Origin of the sequence: Boseongicola aestuarii (genome assembly GCF_900184815.1) — a bacterium.
In the GTDB taxonomy this organism is placed as follows: domain Bacteria; phylum Pseudomonadota; class Alphaproteobacteria; order Rhodobacterales; family Rhodobacteraceae; genus Boseongicola; species Boseongicola aestuarii.
This window is the reverse complement of sequence record NZ_FXXQ01000009.1, coordinates 59927-76900: the sequence shown is the minus strand read 5'-3', so window position 1 is coordinate 76900 and position 16974 is coordinate 59927. Positions and strand designations below refer to the sequence as shown.

The window sequence follows — 16974 nt, the reverse complement described above, 5'->3', positions numbered from 1 at the left end:
CTTTCCATGCCTGGTGTCAGGCACGTCCGTAAGGTCTCGCCGCTCCTTATTGTCATAGAAATTGGCAATTTAAAGGCAATGTGCGCCGATTGTTTCCCGATAGTAACAGGATCAGGCGCGCAAATCCTTGGGAGATCCCATCACGACATAGGAAGTAATCGCCGTAACTTGCGGCAGTGTGCCCAAAACTTCGGTATGAAATATCTTGTAGGCTGCAAGGTCAGCGGCCTCGACGCGCAAAAGGTATTCAACCGTGCCCGTGACGTTGTGGCATTCGATCACCTCGTTTGCGCGCGATATCGCCTGTTCGAAGGCTTCCTGACTGGCTTTGGTGTGATTTGACAGACCAACCATGATGTAGGCCGTGAAGCCAATTCCGAGGCGCATCGGATCGACCTGAACGCGATAGCCGGTGATCACGCCGGATCGCTCAAGCTCTTGAACGCGTCTGAGGCACGCCGAGGGGGACAGCCCGATACGATCGGAAAGCTCGAGATTCGAAAGCCGCGCGTTGCGCCCAAGTTCGCGCAATATTTTCTGGTTTATGGCATCCATGGCCACCCATTATTGCGCAAACTCCAGCCGGACAAGCAATTACGCAATTTCATGCGATCGGTATTCGTCAATAGTTGCGCCATGTGGACCGAAACGCTTCTCGCCCTGATAACTTTCGCCTTTGTGACCTCCATCACGCCGGGCCCGAACAACCTTATGCTCATGGCATCAGGGGCGAATTTCGGGTTTCAACGCACGATTCCGCATATGCTGGGGGTCGCGCTTGGGTTCGTGTTCATGGCGTTCCTGATGGGCCTTGGGCTTGCCCAGGCGTTTGAAAGGTGGCCTTGGCTGCGGGACGTGCTGACCGTGGTCAGTGTCGTTTACATGCTTTGGCTGGCATGGAAAATTGCGAACGCCGCCGCGCCAAAAGCAGGAGTCGAGGCGGGAACGCCGATCACTTTTCTGCAGGCCGCCGGGTTTCAGTGGGTGAATCCTAAGGCATGGTCGATGGCGCTGACCTCGGTGACACTTTATGCGCCGAACGACAGTGCCTTGGCGATGTTGTTCGTGGCGGGTGTGTTTGGAGCGGTGAATTTGCCGTCCGTAAGCGTCTGGTGCCTGCTGGGCCGAGAAATGCGGCGCATCCTTACCAATCCTTTACGGTTGCGCCTGTTTAACTGGGCCATGGCGGGGGTTTTGGTTGCTTCGCTCTATCCCGCGGTGATGTAGGACCTGCGAAAAAGTCTCGCGCTGGAGCGCGGCGTGTGGCAGACTTTCAGGCAGCAGAGCGTGGGGCAATCACGCCGCGAGGCAGAAACATAATAGGAAGCACCATGAAACGTATTGCGTTAATTGCTGTGATTTTGAGTGGTTTTGCAGGGGCCGCACAGGCGAATCTGATCAAGAACGCCTGTATGGGATCGGATCGGGCGGACGGGAATTACGCGCTTTGCGGGTGTATTCAGGATGCCGCAAACCGGACTCTGACGCGCAGCGATCAACGACTTGCAGCAACGTTTTTCAACAATCCGCAGCGCGCGCAGGAAATCAGACAGTCCAACCGACGTTCGCACGAGGTTTTTTGGGAGCGGTACCGGAATTTTGGCAACGCCGCCGAGACGTTCTGTCGGAGTTAAGGCGCAAGGGACGCGATCAGACCGTCTGATGCGCGTTCGATCAGGTCTAATGCGCCTTCGAAATCGCGCGTGAAATACGGATCCGGGACAGCGGTTTGGCCGGTTTCAGGGGCATAATCGAGGAACAGACGAAGCGTGGCGTGGGCTTTTTCAGGCTGAATTCGCTTCAAATCCGCGAGATTATCCTCGTCCATCGCCAGAATCAGGTCGAAATCCTGAAAATCCTGAGAGTGAACCTGTCGCGCGCTTAGAGATGATAGGTCGTAATTGCGCAATGCAGCGGCAGCGATCGCGGGGCCGTAAGGGGGTTTGCCTATGTGCCAGCCCGCAGTGCCAGCGCTGTCAATCTTCAGGTGCGGTGCCTTGGCGCGCAGGACCGCCTCGGCTGTGGGAGAGCGGCAGATATTTCCAAGGCAAACAAAGAGTATGCGGCGCATCGCGGGCTTTCTTGCTGTGTCCCGCGACGTTAGCATTCGGGGAAGACATGAGGAAGCAAATGAAGATCGTGATCCTTACAGGGGCTGGTGTGTCGGCGGAAAGCGGTCTTGGCACGTTTCGCGACAAGGACGGGCTTTGGACGCAGTATGACCTGTCGGACGTCGCAACACCCGAAGGGTTTGAGCGCGATCCGGTCAAGGTCCATGATTTCTACAATGCCCGCCGCGCGAATGCGGCCCAAGCAGACCCGAACGCAGCGCATTTTGCCTTGGCGCGACTGGCGGAGAGACATTCTGGCGAAGTCGTATTGATCACTCAGAACGTCGATGGATTGCATGAACTTGCCGGACAAGAGGCGATTCACATGCACGGGGCGCTTTCACGGGCGAAATGCGCGGTTTGCGACGCGAAATGGGATGCGCCCCTGCGTATGACGGCAACGGATCCCTGCCCGTCATGTTCGAAGCCGGCGACGCGCCCGGATATCGTCTGGTTTGGGGAGTTTCCTGAATATATGGATGAAATCGAAGCGCATCTGATCAGCGCAGACCTGTTTGTTGCCATCGGAACCAGCGGTCAGGTCTATCCGGCTGCGGGATTTGTCGCCAAGGCCGCGCGGGCCGGTGCAGCAACGCTTGAGATAAATCTCGAGCCGTCGGATGTTTCGGGGCTGTTCGACGATCATCGGCATGGTTCGGCCAGCGAAATCGTCCCGATCTGGGTCGATGAGGTGCTTGGCCCGCCGGATTCCTCAGGCTAAACGCGAAAAACCCCGCCGCTGAGGACGGGGCATTCCGGCAATTTCACAAAAAGCGGATCAGGCCGTGGCTTGCGCTTTGGCGATCGCCTTTTTGACCTTCAGCGCGTTTGCGGAAAGGTCTGCGTCTTTGGCTTTATCCAGAAACGCGTCCAGCCCACCACGGTGGTCGACGGTACGCAGCGCAGATGTCGAAACCCGCAGGCGCACGGTGCGGCCGAGTGTTTCGGACATCAGCGCTGTCTCGGTCAGGTTCGGCAGGAACCGACGGCGCGTTTTGTTGTTGGCGTGGCTGACATTGTTGCCAGACATCGGGCCCTTTCCGGTCAATTCGCAGCGGCGCGACATGGGCTTTCCCTCAATCTCTTGTCTCAGTCAAGAAGACCCCGCGAGGGCCTTCACAATACACACGGACAGCGCCATCGGCCCTGCCCAAGAATCCGTTTGCGGTGGATAGGAGGAAACCGCGCGGGCGTCAAGCCACTGTGACGCAAAGAAAGCCCCGTTAGTCGGTGTCCGCGTCAAGCTGTTGAAGCACATCTGCGGCGGCGGAACCGGGGGCGCGGCGGCCCGAGGCGACGTCTTCGGCTAGGCGCGCCATGGCGGCTTCGGCGTTCGGGTCCTCGGCAAGGCGGCGCAGAAGGCCTTGACGGACTTCGTCGGCGAACCACCCGCGCGCCTGTTCGGCGCGTCTGAGGGCCCAAAAGCCTGTTTTCTTACGATATTCGGCGAGATTTTGCATTTCGGCCCATGCTTCGGAGAGGCCGGTTTCGTCGAGGGCGGAAACGGTCATTGCCTTGGGGAAAACTTCGGGATCGCCTTCGCGCTTGCGCATCAGGCGGAGGGCGCCTGCGTAGTCGGCAGCGGTGCGTATGGCGGTTGATTTCAGGTCTCCATCGGCCTTGTTGACCAAAATGAGGTCGGCGATTTCCATGATTCCACGTTTCACGCCCTGCAATTCGTCGCCGCCAGCAGGCGCCAGCAGTAGCACAAAGAGGTCCGACATCTCGGCCACGATCGTCTCGGACTGGCCGACGCCGACCGTTTCGATGAGAACGATGTCAAAGCCTGCGGCCTCGCAGAGCGCCACAGCGTCCCGTGTACGGCGTGCGACGCCCCCAAGGTGGGTTTGGCTGGGTGAGGGGCGGATAAAGGCGTTGGGCTGGCGTGAGAGGCGTTCCATGCGGGTCTTGTCGCCGAGGATCGAGCCGCCGGTGCGGGTTGAGGACGGATCGACGGCAAGGACGGCGACCTTGTGGCCCGCGTCTGTCAGTTGGCAGCCCAAGGCTTCGATAAAGGTCGACTTGCCGACGCCAGGGGTCCCGGAGAGGCCGATGCGCATGGCTTGTTTGCCGGAACCTGCGAGAGCTTCGAGGAGGGCGTCCGCTTCGCCGCGATGATCTCTTCGGGCGCTTTCTACAAGCGTGATGGCGCGCGCCAAGGCGCGGCGGTCGCCGGTCTTGACGGCTTGGGCCAGTCGGTCGGTGTCTGTCAGGCGCGGGTCGGTCATTTGGCGCGACTTTGGCGCGGCGCGCGCGGGGTGTCCAGTGGGGCTTTCGGTTGCGCGTTGGCCTTGCGATAAGCGGAGCATGACGAGCGCTTTGCCCATAGACCACGTGCTGCCGGAACTGATGGCGGCGTTAACCACGAAGGGCCATGCCGTGCTGCAGGCGCCACCGGGGGCTGGCAAGACGACGCGGGTGCCCTTGGCGATGCTGGAAGCCGGGTTGGTGACCGGGCGTATTCTGATGCTGGAGCCGCGTCGGCTGGCAGCGCGGGCGGCTGCGGAGCGGATGGCTTTGAGTTTGGGTGAGCGCGTGGGCGAGACGGTTGGATACCGTATTCGGGGCGAGGCGAAGGTGTCCCGCGCGACCCGGATCGAGGTCGTGACTGAGGGTATTTTGACCCGGATGATCCAGGGAGATGCGGGTCTTGAGGGTGTCGGAGCGGTGATTTTCGATGAGTTCCACGAGCGATCCCTGAATGCGGACTTGGGGCTGGCTCTGGCGCTGGACATTCGCGAGGGGCTGCGGGACGAACTTATTTTGCTGGTGATGTCGGCGACTTTGGACGCCGGCCCGGTGGCCGCGTTGATGGGTGATGCGCCGGTTGTGACCTCGGCGGGGCAGAGCTTTCCGGTGGAGACGCGGTGGTTGGACAAGCCAACGCCGAAGGAGCAACGGTTGGAGGCTGCGGCGGCGGCGTTGATTACGCGCGCAGCGGGCGAGACGGACGGCGGGATCTTGGCGTTTTTGCCAGGGGAACGCGAGATAAGGCAGGTTGCGTCGGCCTTGGCGGGGCGGTTGTCGGGCGTCGAGGTTTTGCCGCTTTACGGGTCACTGCCGTTCAAGGAGCAACAGCGGGCTTTGAGGCCTTCGGGCGGGCGGAAGGTGGTGCTGGCAACGGCGATTGCGGAAACGTCGTTAACCATCCCGGACATAACTGTTGTGGTGGACGCAGGCCGGGCGCGGCGGGCGCGGTATGATCCGGGATCGGGAATGTCGCGGCTTGTAACAGAGCGGGTGACGCGAGCGGAGGCGGATCAGCGGCGCGGGCGGGCCGGGCGTGTGGCGGCTGGAGTGTGCTACCGGCTTTGGACGAAGGGCGAGGAAGGGGCTTTGGCGGCGTTTCCTCCTGCCGAGATCGAGACGGCGGATTTGGCCGGATTGGCGCTTGAGTTGGCGGATTGGGGGACTGCGGATGTGCCGTTCTTGACGCCACCGCCGAAGGGCGCGATGGCGGAGGCCGAGGCGCTTTTGACTGGCTTGGGGGCGCTGGATCAGGGGCGGATTACCGAGCATGGGCGGGCCTTGGCGAAGATGCCTTTGCATCCGCGATTGGCGCATATGATCGCCGTGGCCGGAGCGGATGCTGCTGATTTGGCTGCTCTTTTGGGGGATCGCGATCCTCTGCGCGGGGTGGGCGTGGACCTTGGGTTGAGGCTTCGGGCGATGAGGGACGGCAGACGAGAGCCGGGGTTGGAGCGCATTCGGTCGGAAGCGAAACGGTTGCGGTCACGGGCCGGGACCACGAGGCGGCGCGATCCAGCGGAACAGGCGGCTTTGGCGTTTCCGGATCGGGTCGGATTGCGGCGACCGGGGGAGGATCCGCGCTGGCTTTTGTCGGGGGGCAGGGGCGCGAAGATGGATGCGGGGGATGACTTGGCGGGATCGCGACTTTTGGTGGTGACGGATACGGATGGCCATCCGCGTGAGGCGATGATCCGGACGGCTTTGCCGATTTCCGAAAGCGCGTTACGTGACGTTATGGGGGATCAGATCGAAACCGTGGAGGCCGTCGAATGGTCGCGTCGGAAGGGGCGTGTGGTTGCGCGGATTGAGGAGCGGCTGGGCGCAATCGCTTTGACATCAAGGGCTTGGACGGAGGCGCCGGAGGCTCTGATTGCCGCCGCGATGTTGGAGGGTGTGCGGCAGTTGGGATTTTCATTTTCGCCTGCGGCGGAACGGTTTCGCGCACGAGTCGAGATGGTACGGACGGCGGGGTTCGAACTGCCCGGTATGGACGATGCGGCGCTGATAGAGGATTTGGAGGACTGGCTGCTGCCGCATTTGGGGCGGGTGAAAAATGCCAATGATTGGAAGGGGTTCGACCTTTTGCCCGCGCTGAGGGCGCGGCTGGATTGGGGGCAAATGCAGGTTCTGGATCGGGAAACGCCGGCGCATTTCGAGACTCCGCTGGGACGGAAAATTCCGATTGATTACGGGCAGGAAGCGCCGGAGATTTCGCTGCGATTGCAGGAGATGTTCGGAGTGACGCGGCATCCGACGGTGGCGGGACGACCCTTGCGGGTGACGCTTTTGTCGCCGGGGCAGAAGGCGGTGCAGACGACGATGGACATCCCCGGTTTCTGGGTAAGTTCTTATGAAGACGTCAGAAAAGACATGCGGGGGCGGTATCCGAAACATCCCTGGCCAGAGGACCCTACAGTTGCAGATCCGACTTTGCGGGCGAAACCGCGCAGGTCTTAACGCAGGGTGCGCGAGAAAGGTGTTGCGCGGGCGTTTTGGCGAAGATTAACAGGAAAATCATGGCGTTAACCGGCAATTTGGTGACGTCGGTATCGCGTCGGTATGACGTCGGTATCACGTCGGTGCGACCGTACGCACGTGAAGTCATTTGCGCCCAATACGCACCGCGCGTTCATAAAGATGAACAGGTTCTTAGGGTTTGTGCAGTTTTGCGTGAAGGTCTCGGGTCAAGGTGCTGGTGGCGCAAACGAAAACGCCCCGGTGTGAACCGGGGCGCCTTTGTCGTGATTTATTAACTACGATATGGACGCGATTAGCGCAGATCGAAACAGCATTCTTCGCGGAGACGCGTGGAGGTGCTGAACTCGCCACCCATTGTTCCCCGTTCACTGTACCGGCGATACCACCAGCCAAAGTTTGCCCTGATCGCCAAAGAAGGCGCCCAGCATATCAAGTCCACCCGATATACCATCGCCACTGATGTCGACGACGCCCGCCATGCGGCTTCCCACAACTGTTCCGGTGATTGAGCCGATGTAATCGCCGCCAACCTCGACGCTGCCATATTCACCAGACATCAGGCCGACGAGACCGCCACTTGCGAAGTCGACACCAATCGTCAGAGCGCCTTAGAGTCCGGACTCTTCTTTGCCTGCGTAGGCGTAGCCCTGATAGCGTGTGATACCATTCAGAACCTCGGCTGGGGCTTCAATGCCATATTGGCCGTCGCCCGAGACGTTTTCGTTTCCGAAATAAACTTAGTTGCTGTCAGACCAGTAGTAGTAAAGATCGGCGAATTCCGTTCCTGTTGAACAGTAATCGTAGTCCACGTCACAGTCGGCGAAACCTGCGGATATTTCGTCGCTCGGGGCATCGGTGATCGATGTTTCGCCATCGGCGATGACGGGATCATAGATGGCGGCTGCCGAGAGTATTTCAGTAAGCGTTGCTTCTTGTTCTGCTGTCGTACAAGCGGCCAGCAAAACGACGCCGCCGAGGGTGAAGAGTTAAGTGAATTTGGACAAAGATCTTCTCCGGTTGGTTGTGTCTGAAACCGGATTAGACGTTGAGCTTTGGCGGGATTTGGCGCGGGGCGCGTCTTATTCAAGGTCAACCTATCGTCAAGCGATTTTGTTAGACTTATTTTGAATCAGATACTTAGACGGTCACCAACGTTTCAGGGCGTCTTCGTCGGTATCTTTGGCGTCGACCCACGTCTGGCCGTCCGCACCAAGTTCCTTTTTCCAGAACGGCGCGCGGGACTTGAGGTAGTCCATGAGGAATTCTGCGGCCTGAAAAGCGTCCGAGCGGTGACGGGATGCGGTGGCGACCATCATGATTTGCTCGCCGGGCTTCAATTGCCCGAAGCGGTGGATGACCAAGGCGTCGGTGAGGGACCAGCGGGTGACGGCCTCTGCCCGTATGGCTTCTAGGGCTTTTTCGGTCATGCCGGGGTAGTGTTCGATCTCCATCTCGGTGAGCGTGCCGCCTTCGTCGCGCACGAGGCCTGAAAAGGTGACGATGGCCCCTGCCCCGGTGGCGGTCTTGGTGAAGGCCTGGACCTCGGCGCCCATATCGAAGGGCTGGGACTGGACGCGGGTTGTCATCAGCCACCCGTCATGGGCGGGAAGAAAGCGACTTCGCGGGCATCTTTCAGAGAGGCGTCAAGGTCGGTCAGTTCCTGATCGACGGCGACGCGAACCGATTTCATGTCCGAAAATGCAAGCGCGTGGGCATCGCTTTTGGCCGCGAGTTCGGTGACAAGATCGGCGACGGTTTCGGCGTTTGTTTCGACGCGTTCTTTCGGCGCTCCAATGCGCTCGCGCAGCCATGCGAAGTAGAGGACATCGATCATGGCTTGTCTCGAAGGTAGGGCAGCGATTTTTTCAGGTAGTCGTAGCCGGTGATGATGGTCAGCGCGGCAGCGGCCCACAGCAGGCCGACGCCGATCCACCATGTGTACCAGTAGGTTTTACTGATGAGGCGGATGTGCACGGGGTCGTCGCCGCCCATCATGATTTCGGAAACCACGTCGCGGTCCATACCGACGGTGCGTTCGATCCACATGTGCTGAAAGATGCCCGTGGCGAAAAGGACGGCGATGGCGACCATCTGCGCCGTGGTCTTCCATTTGGCGAGGTTGGTGACTTTGAGCGTGCCAGCGGTGTCGCCGAGGAATTCGCGCAGGCCCGAGACGAAAACCTCGCGGAACATGATGATGGTGGCAGGCAGCAGGATCCAGGGGTCCATGCCGGCGTATCCCGTAATGACGAGGAGTGCGATCACGACCATGGCCTTGTCGGCGATGGGATCGAGCATGGCACCAAGTTTGGTTTCCTGTTTCCAAGCGCGGGCGAGATAGCCATCGATCCAGTCCGTGAGGGCTGCGGTGACGAAGAGGAACAGGGCAAACCAGTCGGCGTAAGGTCGGGTGAAATAGAGGAACATGATCACAAGGCCCGGGGCTGCGATCAGGCGAAGAAGCGTCAGGATATTTGGCAGGTTCCATGTCATGTCACTGGCTTACTGCCCCAACGCGGAAAGGGAAAGTGCCGTTAGGGTAGTGTTGCGAGAAAGCAAAAAGCGGCGCACGGTGGAGTCATATGCGAGTCACAAAGCCAATATATGCCCAGCCCATGAACATTTTGTTGGGCAGACAGTTGGGTTACACACGGTCCGAATATCTTTCGGATCTTGCGGTGCATATCCTTGGGATGGTGGTGGTTCTGACTTGTGTGCCGGTGTTGATCGTTTTGGCGATACTGTCAGACGGGGGGCCGGCGACGATTGTGGGGATGGGTCTTTACGGGTTGAGCTTTGCGGCGATGATCCTGTGTTCCGCCGTTTACAACATCTTCCCGCATCCGGACTGGGAGTGGCTGTTCAAGCGGCTGGATCATTCGGCTATTTATCTCAAGATCGCCGGGACGTTTACCGGGTTTGCGATGCTGGCGGGTCAGGGGGTTTTGGTGGTCGGCGCTTTGTGGGCGGCGGCAGCGGCGGGGATATCATTGAAGATGTTCTGCCCGTTCCGGTTTCGGCGCACGTCCATTGCCTTGTATCTCGGGATGGGCTGGTGCGCGGGGTTGGTGGCGTTCGGAATATTCGCTGCATTGCCGCCGATGACGGGTATTCTGATTGCGGCGGGTGGTTTGCTTTATACGGTAGGGATTGGCTTTTATCTGGCAAGGCGCGTGCCGTTTCACATGACGATCTGGCACGGGTTCGTGCTGGTCGCGAGTGTGACGATGTATGCCGCGGCCGTGGTTGCGGTCGTCGCTTAACTGCCGTGGAAATGATCGTAGATCGTTTCGGCGATTGCGTCCGAGATGCCGTCGACGGCTTTCAGATCATTCAGGTTTGCGCGGCCCACGGCCTTGGCTGAGCCGAAGTGTGCGAGAAGCGCGCGTTTGCGGGTAGCGCCTACGCCGGGAACCTCATCGAGCGGGGTGGCGCCGACGGCTTTCGAGCGCTTGGCGCGGTGGGCTCCAATGGCGAAGCGGTGGGCTTCGTCGCGCATGCGCTGGATGAAGTAGAGCACCGGGTCGCCGCGCTGAAGCGCGAAGGGGCGTAAACCGGTGCGGTGGAATTCCTCTTTGCCGTGGTCACGATCGACGCCCTTGGCGACGCCGACCATGGGGACGTCTTCGACGCCCAACTCGGCCATGATTTGCCGCACGGCGCTGACCTGCCCTGCCCCGCCATCAATCAACAGGAGATCGGGCCAGTTTTCGGTCTGACGGTCGGGGTCGTCTTTCAGAAGGCGCTTGAAGCGGCGTGTCAGGACCTCTTTCATCATGCCGAAGTCGTCGCCGGGCGTGATGGTCGTGTCCTTGATATTGAACTTGCGATACTGGCTTTTGATGAAACCGTCCGGGCCGGCGACGATCATCGCTCCGACTGCGTGCGCGCCCTGAATGTGGGAGTTGTCGTAGACTTCGACGCGCTGGGGCGGACCGTCGAGGTCAAACGCATCGGCGAGACCGGTGAGGAGTTTCGCCTGTGTCGCGGTTTCGGACATTTTGCGCGCGAGGCTTTCGCGGGCATTTCTGAGCGCACCTGCGACCAGCTCTTTCTTCTCGCCGCGCTGGGGAACGAGGATTTCGACTTTGCGCCCAGCTTTTTGGGCAAGGGCTTCGGCCATCAGGTCGCTGTCTTCAATGGCGTCTGAGAGCAGGATTTGGCGGGGAACGTCCTTGTTGTCGTAGAACTGGCCGACGAAGGCCTGCATGATTTCGCGCGCGTCGGCGCCAGCCCCGGTTCGGGGGTAGTAGTCGCGGTTGCCCCAGTTCTGGTTGGCGCGGATGAAGAAGACCTGAACGCAGGCCTGCCCGCCTTCGACGTGAAGGGCGATAACGTCGGCTTCGGACACGCCTGCCGGGTTCACGGACTGGCTACCTTGTACGAAGGTCAATGCGCGCAAGCGGTCGCGCAACGCGGCCGCGCGTTCGAATTCCATAGCTTCGGAGGCATTCTGCATTTCGGCGGCAAGGGTTTCCTGCACTGCGGTTGTGCGACCGCGCAGGAATTGCTGGGCGTCTTTGACGAGGCTTGCGTAGTCGCCTTCGGAAATGAGGCCGACGCAGGGACCGGCGCACCGCTTGATCTGGTATTGTAGACACGGGCGTGTGCGGGCCTCGAAGGTGGCATCGGTGCAGTTTCGCAAGAGGAAGACTTTTTGCAACTGGTTCAGCACGCGATTGACTGCACCGGCGCTGGCAAAGGGGCCGAAGTAGTCGCCCTTTTCCTTTTTCGCGCCACGGTGTTTCTTGATTGCCGGAAAGTCGTGTTCGCGCGAGATCAGGATGTTCGGGAAGGATTTGTCGTCCCGAAGAAGGACGTTGTAGCGGGGCTTTAGCTGCTTGATGAGGTTCTGTTCAAGGAGGAGCGCTTCGGTCTCGGTGCGCGTGGTGAGGAACATCATTGAAGCAGTGTCGCGGATCATCCGGGCGATGCGCGGGCTGTGGCCTGTGGGGCGGGCGTAGCTGGAGACGCGGGCCTTGAGATTGCGCGCCTTGCCGACGTAAAGCACCGCGCCCTTTTCATCGAGCATGCGATACACGCCGGGCGAGCCGTCAATGGTCTTGAGGTAACCCTGGATCACCTCGTGACCTGCCGGTTTGGGTTTACGGTTGGTATCTGACATCACCATTCGCTCTTAAACGATTCTCGGACGTGCTGCACCGCCGCAAGGGCAGGAGCAAGAGAAAAGGCGTCCACTTAATCTGTGGATAACCTTAGGGACAAGTTGTGAGCGATCCGAAATTTCCGTTTGAAATTGAGCCATTCTAGGGAGTGCCTAATTTTTAGGCAGAATTGCATCTGGTTGAAATTAAACACTATTTTTTTGTGGATGGCGCAACTCACTGAAAACATTACCATTTTCTTAACAGAAATGTAACAGGACCGCGAGCGGTGCAAAACTTCCGTGCCGGCATCGGTTCCGGCGCTATTCGACGCCCTGCACATCGGGTGTCAGCCAACCGAGATGTTGACCTCCATCGACACAAATGAGCTGCCCGGTGACCGCTGGCGCGTCAATGAAATAGTCGAGCGCCTGCGTGATCCCCGAAGGGTCGGCGCCGCGTTCCAGGATGGTGGAAGCGCGCTGTGCGGCGAAGTGTTCTCGGCTTTGACGTGCGCCTTGCATCGTCGGACCGGGACCGATCGCGTTGACGCGCACCTTGGGGCCGAGCGCCTGCGCCGAGGTCTGGGTCAGAGCCCAGAGGCCCATCTTGGCGATGGTGTACGTCATGAATTCGGGCGTCAGTTTGCGCACGCGCTGGTCGATCAGATTGACGACGAGGGCCTGGGCGGTGGCGTCGTTCCATTCGCCTGCGATTTCGGGTTCGGGGGCCTGGGCGGCGAAGTGCTGGGTCAGCACGAAAGGGGCGCGCAGGTTGGATTCAAGGTGCCGGTCCCAGCTGTCGCGGGTGGCGGTTTGGATGTTATCGTATTCAAAGATGGACGCGGAATTGACGAGGAGGGTCAGTGGTTTGCCGAGGGCCGCGGCGGCTTGGGGGACGAGGCGCTGCATGTCGGTCTCGATTGTGAGGTCGGCCTGTAGCGTGACGGCGTTCTGGCCCATGGCGCGAATCTGCGTCGCGACGTCTTCGGCGGCTTCAGCCGAACCGTTGTAGTGCACGGCTACGTCGAAGCCGCGTTTTGCGAGGGAGAGCGCCATGGCGCGTCCGAGCCGTTTTCCGGCGCCTGTGACGAGGGCAGCTTGGGTCAATGTATAAGCATCCAGATATAGCCAAAGTAGGCGGCGCAAAGTGCTGCCCCCCAGCGGCGGGTCATGTTGCGGGTGTTTGAAAAGACGAAGGGCGCAATCAGGAGCGAGGCGCCGAGCATCACCCAGAGGTCGAAGGTCAGGAAGGACGTATCGACAGGGATATCCCCGAAGATGCTGGCGACGCCGATGATGCCCAGAAGGTTGAACATGTTCGATCCGATGACGTTGCCAAGTGCGACGTCTGCCTGACGCCGGATCGCGGCCATGACGGTGGTCGCCAGTTCGGGAAGCGAGGTGCCGAGCGCGACGAGAGTGAGGCCGATGACACTGTCGGAGACGCCGAAGTTCTTGGCGATGATCAGCGAGGCATCGACGAAGATGTCCGCGCCCAGTGGCAGACCGATGAGGCCGAGGACCAGAAAGATGCCGATCTTCCACCACGGCATATCGGGGTCGACGCCTTCGAGGTCCTCTTCCATCGCCGCCAGCGAGCGGCGGTGGGCCAGTGCTTCGCGCGCCTGATCCCCAAGGATCAGCGCCAAGAGCGTCAGAAGGATGACGCCGTGGACCCATGTAAACGGGCCAACAAAGGCCATGGCGATGAAGATGACGCTGGCCAGCAGCATGGTGACATAGCTTTTGCGGGTATTGCAGTCGGCGGTGTCCAGCGTTGAAATGATCGCGGGCACGCCGAGGACTAGCAGGATATTGGCGGTGTTCGAGCCGACGACGTTACCAAGGGCAAGGCCTGCGGCGTCGTACTTGATTGCCTCGATCGAGATCAGCAGTTCGGGGGCCGACGTCCCGAAGGCGACGATCGTCAGACTGACGATCAGTGCAGGCAGGCCAAGGCGCAGCGAGGAATTGACGGCTCCGCGCACCAGAAGGTCACCTGCGAGAAGCAGGATCAACAGTCCGATCGCCGCGAAAAGAAATTCCATGCGTCAGGCTTTCCCGCAGGGGCAAGGACTTTTGCCTATGCGATGGCGACCGCAATGTCTGCATTTGTCGCTGGCCAGACGGTTCTTCCACGGCAGGATCCAGCGGAGTTTTCCAAACATGCCTAGGACGGCGATGACGACGAGGAAGAGTGTGACGATCTTGAGTATCATGCTGGCGCTCAGAGTCCGAAGCGCGCGTATGCGAGGCGATCTTCAACAGCACTGAGGGCGTCGTCGGTGACCTGTGCACCTAGGCGGCCGAGCAGCGGCTTTTTCTGTTGATAGACGCGGAATTTCACCTTGTCGCCGAACACCTCTTTCATTTTCGGAACGACGTGGCCCACACCGTCGATGAGGCCTGTTTCAAGGCCGCTGTCTCCGACCCAGATGTCACCGGCGAAGAGTTCGATCGCGGTGTTCAGACGCGCACCGCGGCGGGTTTTGACGTGGTCAATGAAGCCCAGGTGGATATGTTCCTGAAGGGCTTTGAGGCGTTTGACGTCATCGGGGTTTTCGGGGCGGAACGGGTCGAGCATGGATTTGGATTTACCTGCCGTATAGACCCTGCGTTCGATGCCGTAGCGTTGGATCAGGTCGGTGAAGCCGAAGCCAGCAGAGATCACGCCGATGGAACCGATGACCGAGTGGCGGTCGACCCAGATCTCATCGGCGGCCGCTGCGATGTAATAGCCGCCCGACGCCGCGACGTCTTCGACGAAGGCGTAGGTCTTGACCTTCTTTTCCTCGGCCAGACGGCGGATGCGGGCGGCGATGAGCGAGGATTGCGTTGGGCTGCCACCCGGAGAATTGATCAGGAGCGCCACGGCGTCGGGTTTGCCTTTGGTGAAGGCCTTTTCGATCATGCTGGCGAGGCTGGCGTCATTCAGAGCCGCCCCGCGCGCCTGAGCGGCGATGATCCCCTGCAGGCGGAGCACCGAGACCGTGGGCGACGATTTCATGAAGGGGATAAATCTTTTCATGAAAGGCGATGTAGGACGTCCGATGGGCGGCAACAAGTGACGATGGTGTGTTGAGTGGGTTAATGTGGCAACTTCGGACGCCGCTGGTGGGGGGGCATCCCCCCCGGCTGACGCCTCCCCCCCGGGATATTTGGACCAAGAAGAAGCGGCTATTTTTGGCTATTAGTCAGGTAGATGCGTCAGGCTTTGAGGCGGTAGCCGGTGCGGAAGATCCACCAGACGATGGCAAGGCCGAGGGCTGTGAAGGCCGTGATGGCGATAAGGCTGGCAACGACCGGGACATCGGATGTGCCGAAGAAGGACCAGCGGAAGCCCGAGACGAGGTAGAGCACCGGATTGAACAGCGAGATCGTTTGCCAGATCGGAGGCAGCATGGTGATCGAATAGAATGAGCCGCCGAGGAAGACCAGAGGTGTGACCACCAGAAGCGGGACGAGGTTCAGTTGTTCGAAGCTTTTCGCCCAGATGCCGATGATGAAGCCCATGAGCGAGAACGACACGCAGGTAAGCATGAGGAAGGCGAGCATCCAGAACGGGTGTTGGATCGATATGTCGACGAAAAAGAACGAGGTGCCGAGGATTATGGAGCCAATGAGCATGGCTTTGGTGGCGGCGGCGCCGACGTAGCCGATCACGATTTCCAGAGACGAGATCGGGGCCGAAAGGATTTCATAGATCGTGCCGATGAATTTCGGGAAATAGATGCCGAAGCTGGCGTTTTGCAGGCTTTGCGTGAGGACCGACAGCATGATGAGGCCGGGTACGATGAACGCGCCGTAGCTGACGCCTTCGACCTCGTCGATGCGGCTGCCGATGGCGGCTCCGAAAACGACGAAATAGAGTGAGGTCGACAGGACCGGCGAGACGATCGACTGGATGATTGACCGGAAGAAGCGCGCCATTTCAAAGCGGTAAATTGCGCGGATGCCGTTCCAGTTCATGTCGGTCACGTTCATGGAGTAGCCTCCTGCACGAGGGTAACGAAGATGTCTTCGAGCGAGCTTTGGTTGGTCTGGATGTCCTTCAGGCCGAGGCCCGCGGCCTGAAGATCCTTGAGAAGCGAGGTGATGCCGGTGCGTTCACCACGAGTGTTATAGGCGTACACAAGGGCTGCGCCGTCATCGACGCGGGTCAGATCGTAGCTCGCGAGGCTATCGGGAATTTGGGCGATTGTTTCGGTGAGTTCGATGCGCATTTCCTTGCGGCCCATGCGCGAGATCAGGTCTTTCTTGTCCTCGACGAGGAGGATTTCGCCCTTGTTGATGATGCCGACGCGGTCGGCGATGGCCTCGGCTTCTTCGATGTAGTGGGTTGTCAGGATGATCGTCACGCCGTCCTGCCGCAAGCGGTCGACCAGCGCCCACATGTCTTTTCTGAGTTCCACGTCGACGCCTGCGGTCGGTTCATCGAGGAACAGAACGCGGGGTTCGTGGGCAAGTGCCTTGGCGATGAGGACGCGGCGTTTCATGCCGCCCGAGAGCGCGGAGATGCGGGAGTCTTTCTTGTCCCAGAGCGAAAGGTCGCGCAGGATGCTTTCAAGTAGCGCATCGTTGCGGGATTTGCCGAAGAGGCCGCGCGAGAAGCGCACCGTATTGATCACGAATTCGAAGGGTTCGAGGTTGATTTCCTGCGGGACGAGGCCGATGAGTTTGCGCGCTGCGCGGAAGTCGGTGACGACATCGTGGCCGCCGACGCGGATCTGGCCGGAGGTGGGCACGGAGAGGCCGCAGATCGTCGAGATCAGCGTGGTCTTGCCAGCGCCGTTCGGCCCGAGCAGCGCCAGGATTTCGCCCTCTTCGATTTTGAGGCTGGTGTCTTTCAGAGCCTCGAAGCCGCCCAGATAGACTTTCGTGACATTTTCGACTTCGACGATTGTGGACATGGTGTTGCTTCCTCTTCGGCTGACCCTAGCGGGGAAAGCCTGCGGGTAACATGGCGGAAATTTGAACAGGTCTCATACAGGAATGTTGGAATTCCACGCAATGACCAAAAAAAACCGG

Annotated in this window: 20 protein-coding genes; 5 read left to right on the top strand and 15 right to left on the bottom strand. The window is 59.9% G+C overall.

All coding sequences use genetic code 11. From position 1 onward, the window contains the following. Positions 1 to 111: 111 nt before the first annotated feature. Positions 112 to 555, bottom strand: coding sequence for an Lrp/AsnC family transcriptional regulator (locus tag BOA8489_RS13305; RefSeq protein WP_093974564.1), 444 nt, complete (start codon positions 553 to 555; stop codon positions 112 to 114). 51 nt (positions 556 to 606) lie between these two features. Here BOA8489_RS13305 and BOA8489_RS13300 point away from each other — a divergent pair, with 51 nt between their 5' ends. Then, on the top strand, positions 607 to 1227 hold the full coding sequence (locus BOA8489_RS13300; RefSeq protein WP_370807208.1) for a LysE family translocator: 621 nt from the start codon (positions 607 to 609) through the stop codon (positions 1225 to 1227). A 104-nt stretch (positions 1228 to 1331) separates the two neighbouring features. Continuing rightward, on the top strand, positions 1332 to 1634 hold the full coding sequence (locus BOA8489_RS13295) for a hypothetical protein (RefSeq protein WP_093974562.1): 303 nt from the start codon (positions 1332 to 1334) through the stop codon (positions 1632 to 1634). On the opposite strand, the gene BOA8489_RS13290 is transcribed toward BOA8489_RS13295, so the two are convergent. Beyond that, positions 1631 to 2071 carry a low molecular weight protein-tyrosine-phosphatase gene (locus tag BOA8489_RS13290; protein WP_093974560.1) on the bottom strand — a complete coding sequence of 147 codons (441 nt, stop codon included), beginning with the start codon at positions 2069 to 2071 and terminating at the stop codon, positions 1631 to 1633. The two genes, BOA8489_RS13295 and BOA8489_RS13290, sit on opposite strands and share 4 nt — an antisense overlap. 59 nt (positions 2072 to 2130) lie before the next feature. Here BOA8489_RS13290 and BOA8489_RS13285 point away from each other — a divergent pair, with 59 nt between their 5' ends. After that, the gene (locus tag BOA8489_RS13285; RefSeq protein ID WP_245813833.1) at positions 2131 to 2832 is read left to right on the top strand and encodes an NAD-dependent deacylase; all 702 of its coding nucleotides are present in this window, start codon (positions 2131 to 2133) and stop codon (positions 2830 to 2832) included. A gap of 57 nt (positions 2833 to 2889) precedes the next feature. Here BOA8489_RS13285 and rpmB read toward each other — a convergent pair whose 3' ends face one another. Both rpmB and meaB read right to left on the bottom strand, forming a co-directional pair. Then, positions 2890 to 3177, bottom strand: coding sequence for a 50S ribosomal protein L28 (rpmB, locus tag BOA8489_RS13280; protein ID WP_093974556.1), 288 nt, complete (start codon positions 3175 to 3177; stop codon positions 2890 to 2892). A gap of 157 nt (positions 3178 to 3334) precedes the next feature. Then, positions 3335 to 4339, bottom strand: a complete 1005-nt coding sequence (gene meaB, locus BOA8489_RS13275; protein ID WP_093974799.1) for a methylmalonyl Co-A mutase-associated GTPase MeaB — start codon at positions 4337 to 4339, stop codon at positions 3335 to 3337. A 79-nt stretch (positions 4340 to 4418) separates the two neighbouring features. On the opposite strand from meaB, the gene hrpB reads away from it, so the two are divergent. Then, positions 4419 to 6818, top strand: a complete 2400-nt coding sequence (hrpB, locus tag BOA8489_RS13270; RefSeq protein WP_093974553.1) for an ATP-dependent helicase HrpB — start codon at positions 4419 to 4421, stop codon at positions 6816 to 6818. A 386-nt stretch (positions 6819 to 7204) separates the two neighbouring features. Here the strand turns inward: hrpB and BOA8489_RS13265 are convergent, their stop codons facing one another. The 5 genes from BOA8489_RS13265 to pgsA form a co-directional block, all read right to left on the bottom strand. Next, positions 7205 to 7396 carry a hypothetical protein gene (locus BOA8489_RS13265; protein WP_093974550.1) on the bottom strand — a complete coding sequence of 64 codons (192 nt, stop codon included), beginning with the start codon at positions 7394 to 7396 and terminating at the stop codon, positions 7205 to 7207. 180 nt (positions 7397 to 7576) lie between these two features. Beyond that, positions 7577 to 7801 (bottom strand): hypothetical protein, encoded by a 225-nt coding sequence (locus tag BOA8489_RS13260; protein WP_093974547.1) that lies wholly within the window; start codon positions 7799 to 7801, stop codon positions 7577 to 7579. A 183-nt stretch (positions 7802 to 7984) separates the two neighbouring features. Beyond that, positions 7985 to 8425: a molybdenum cofactor biosynthesis protein MoaE gene (locus BOA8489_RS13255; RefSeq protein WP_093974545.1), complete on the bottom strand. Its 441-nt coding sequence runs from the start codon at positions 8423 to 8425 to the stop codon at positions 7985 to 7987. After that, positions 8425 to 8673, bottom strand: a complete 249-nt coding sequence (gene moaD / locus BOA8489_RS13250; RefSeq protein ID WP_093974543.1) for a molybdopterin converting factor subunit 1 — start codon at positions 8671 to 8673, stop codon at positions 8425 to 8427. Before moaD ends, BOA8489_RS13255 begins: the two co-directional genes overlap by 1 nt. Continuing rightward, positions 8670 to 9332, bottom strand: coding sequence for a CDP-diacylglycerol--glycerol-3-phosphate 3-phosphatidyltransferase (pgsA, locus tag BOA8489_RS13245; protein ID WP_093974541.1), 663 nt, complete (start codon positions 9330 to 9332; stop codon positions 8670 to 8672). The genes moaD and pgsA overlap by 4 nt, the downstream gene beginning before the upstream one ends. A gap of 122 nt (positions 9333 to 9454) precedes the next feature. On the opposite strand from pgsA, the gene trhA reads away from it, so the two are divergent. After that, positions 9455 to 10102, top strand: a complete 648-nt coding sequence (gene trhA, locus BOA8489_RS13240) for a PAQR family membrane homeostasis protein TrhA (RefSeq protein ID WP_093974538.1) — start codon at positions 9455 to 9457, stop codon at positions 10100 to 10102. Here the strand turns inward: trhA and uvrC are convergent. From uvrC to BOA8489_RS13210, 6 genes are all read right to left on the bottom strand, one after another. After that, positions 10099 to 11964, bottom strand: a complete 1866-nt coding sequence (gene uvrC / locus BOA8489_RS13235; protein ID WP_093974797.1) for an excinuclease ABC subunit UvrC — start codon at positions 11962 to 11964, stop codon at positions 10099 to 10101. The genes trhA and uvrC overlap by 4 nt on opposite strands. Positions 11965 to 12267: 303 nt before the next feature. Beyond that, positions 12268 to 13092: an SDR family oxidoreductase gene (locus BOA8489_RS13230; RefSeq protein WP_281256197.1), complete on the bottom strand. Its 825-nt coding sequence runs from the start codon at positions 13090 to 13092 to the stop codon at positions 12268 to 12270. Beyond that, the gene (locus BOA8489_RS13225) at positions 13050 to 13994 is read right to left on the bottom strand and encodes a calcium/sodium antiporter (RefSeq protein WP_093974534.1); all 945 of its coding nucleotides are present in this window, start codon (positions 13992 to 13994) and stop codon (positions 13050 to 13052) included. Before BOA8489_RS13225 ends, BOA8489_RS13230 begins: the two co-directional genes overlap by 43 nt. A gap of 179 nt (positions 13995 to 14173) precedes the next feature. Continuing rightward, entirely contained in the window at positions 14174 to 14974 is an 801-nt protein-coding gene (locus tag BOA8489_RS13220) for a S49 family peptidase (protein ID WP_093974532.1), read from the bottom strand. A 179-nt stretch (positions 14975 to 15153) separates the two neighbouring features. After that, positions 15154 to 15915, bottom strand: a complete 762-nt coding sequence (locus tag BOA8489_RS13215; RefSeq protein ID WP_093974795.1) for an ABC transporter permease — start codon at positions 15913 to 15915, stop codon at positions 15154 to 15156. A gap of 11 nt (positions 15916 to 15926) precedes the next feature. Next, the gene (locus BOA8489_RS13210) at positions 15927 to 16856 is read right to left on the bottom strand and encodes an ABC transporter ATP-binding protein (RefSeq protein WP_093974530.1); all 930 of its coding nucleotides are present in this window, start codon (positions 16854 to 16856) and stop codon (positions 15927 to 15929) included. Positions 16857 to 16974 lie beyond the last annotated feature (118 nt).

What these genes read in the sequence shown, in the direction of transcription:
- pgsA (WP_093974541.1), bottom strand. Translation starts at nt 9,332, where the DNA reads ATGACATGGAACCTGCCAAATATCCTGACGCTTCTTCGCCTGATCGCA.
- meaB (WP_093974799.1), bottom strand. Translation starts at nt 4,339, where the DNA reads ATGACCGACCCGCGCCTGACAGACACCGACCGACTGGCCCAAGCCGTC.
- BOA8489_RS13290 (WP_093974560.1), bottom strand. Translation starts at nt 2,071, where the DNA reads ATGCGCCGCATACTCTTTGTTTGCCTTGGAAATATCTGCCGCTCTCCC.
- rpmB (WP_093974556.1), bottom strand. Translation starts at nt 3,177, where the DNA reads ATGTCGCGCCGCTGCGAATTGACCGGAAAGGGCCCGATGTCTGGCAAC.
- moaD (WP_093974543.1), bottom strand. Translation starts at nt 8,673, where the DNA reads ATGATCGATGTCCTCTACTTCGCATGGCTGCGCGAGCGCATTGGAGCG.
- uvrC (WP_093974797.1), bottom strand. Translation starts at nt 11,964, where the DNA reads ATGTCAGATACCAACCGTAAACCCAAACCGGCAGGTCACGAGGTGATC.
- hrpB (WP_093974553.1), top strand. Translation starts at nt 4,419, where the DNA reads ATGACGAGCGCTTTGCCCATAGACCACGTGCTGCCGGAACTGATGGCG.
- BOA8489_RS13220 (WP_093974532.1), bottom strand. Translation starts at nt 14,974, where the DNA reads ATGAAAAGATTTATCCCCTTCATGAAATCGTCGCCCACGGTCTCGGTG.
- BOA8489_RS13215 (WP_093974795.1), bottom strand. Translation starts at nt 15,915, where the DNA reads ATGAACTGGAACGGCATCCGCGCAATTTACCGCTTTGAAATGGCGCGC.
- BOA8489_RS13305 (WP_093974564.1), bottom strand. Translation starts at nt 555, where the DNA reads ATGGATGCCATAAACCAGAAAATATTGCGCGAACTTGGGCGCAACGCG.
- BOA8489_RS13285 (WP_245813833.1), top strand. Translation starts at nt 2,131, where the DNA reads ATGAAGATCGTGATCCTTACAGGGGCTGGTGTGTCGGCGGAAAGCGGT.
- BOA8489_RS13295 (WP_093974562.1), top strand. Translation starts at nt 1,332, where the DNA reads ATGAAACGTATTGCGTTAATTGCTGTGATTTTGAGTGGTTTTGCAGGG.
- BOA8489_RS13225 (WP_093974534.1), bottom strand. Translation starts at nt 13,994, where the DNA reads ATGGAATTTCTTTTCGCGGCGATCGGACTGTTGATCCTGCTTCTCGCA.
- trhA (WP_093974538.1), top strand. Translation starts at nt 9,455, where the DNA reads ATGAACATTTTGTTGGGCAGACAGTTGGGTTACACACGGTCCGAATAT.
- BOA8489_RS13255 (WP_093974545.1), bottom strand. Translation starts at nt 8,425, where the DNA reads ATGACAACCCGCGTCCAGTCCCAGCCCTTCGATATGGGCGCCGAGGTC.
- BOA8489_RS13300 (WP_370807208.1), top strand. Translation starts at nt 607, where the DNA reads ATGCGATCGGTATTCGTCAATAGTTGCGCCATGTGGACCGAAACGCTT.
- BOA8489_RS13265 (WP_093974550.1), bottom strand. Translation starts at nt 7,396, where the DNA reads ATGTCTGGTGAATATGGCAGCGTCGAGGTTGGCGGCGATTACATCGGC.
- BOA8489_RS13210 (WP_093974530.1), bottom strand. Translation starts at nt 16,856, where the DNA reads ATGTCCACAATCGTCGAAGTCGAAAATGTCACGAAAGTCTATCTGGGC.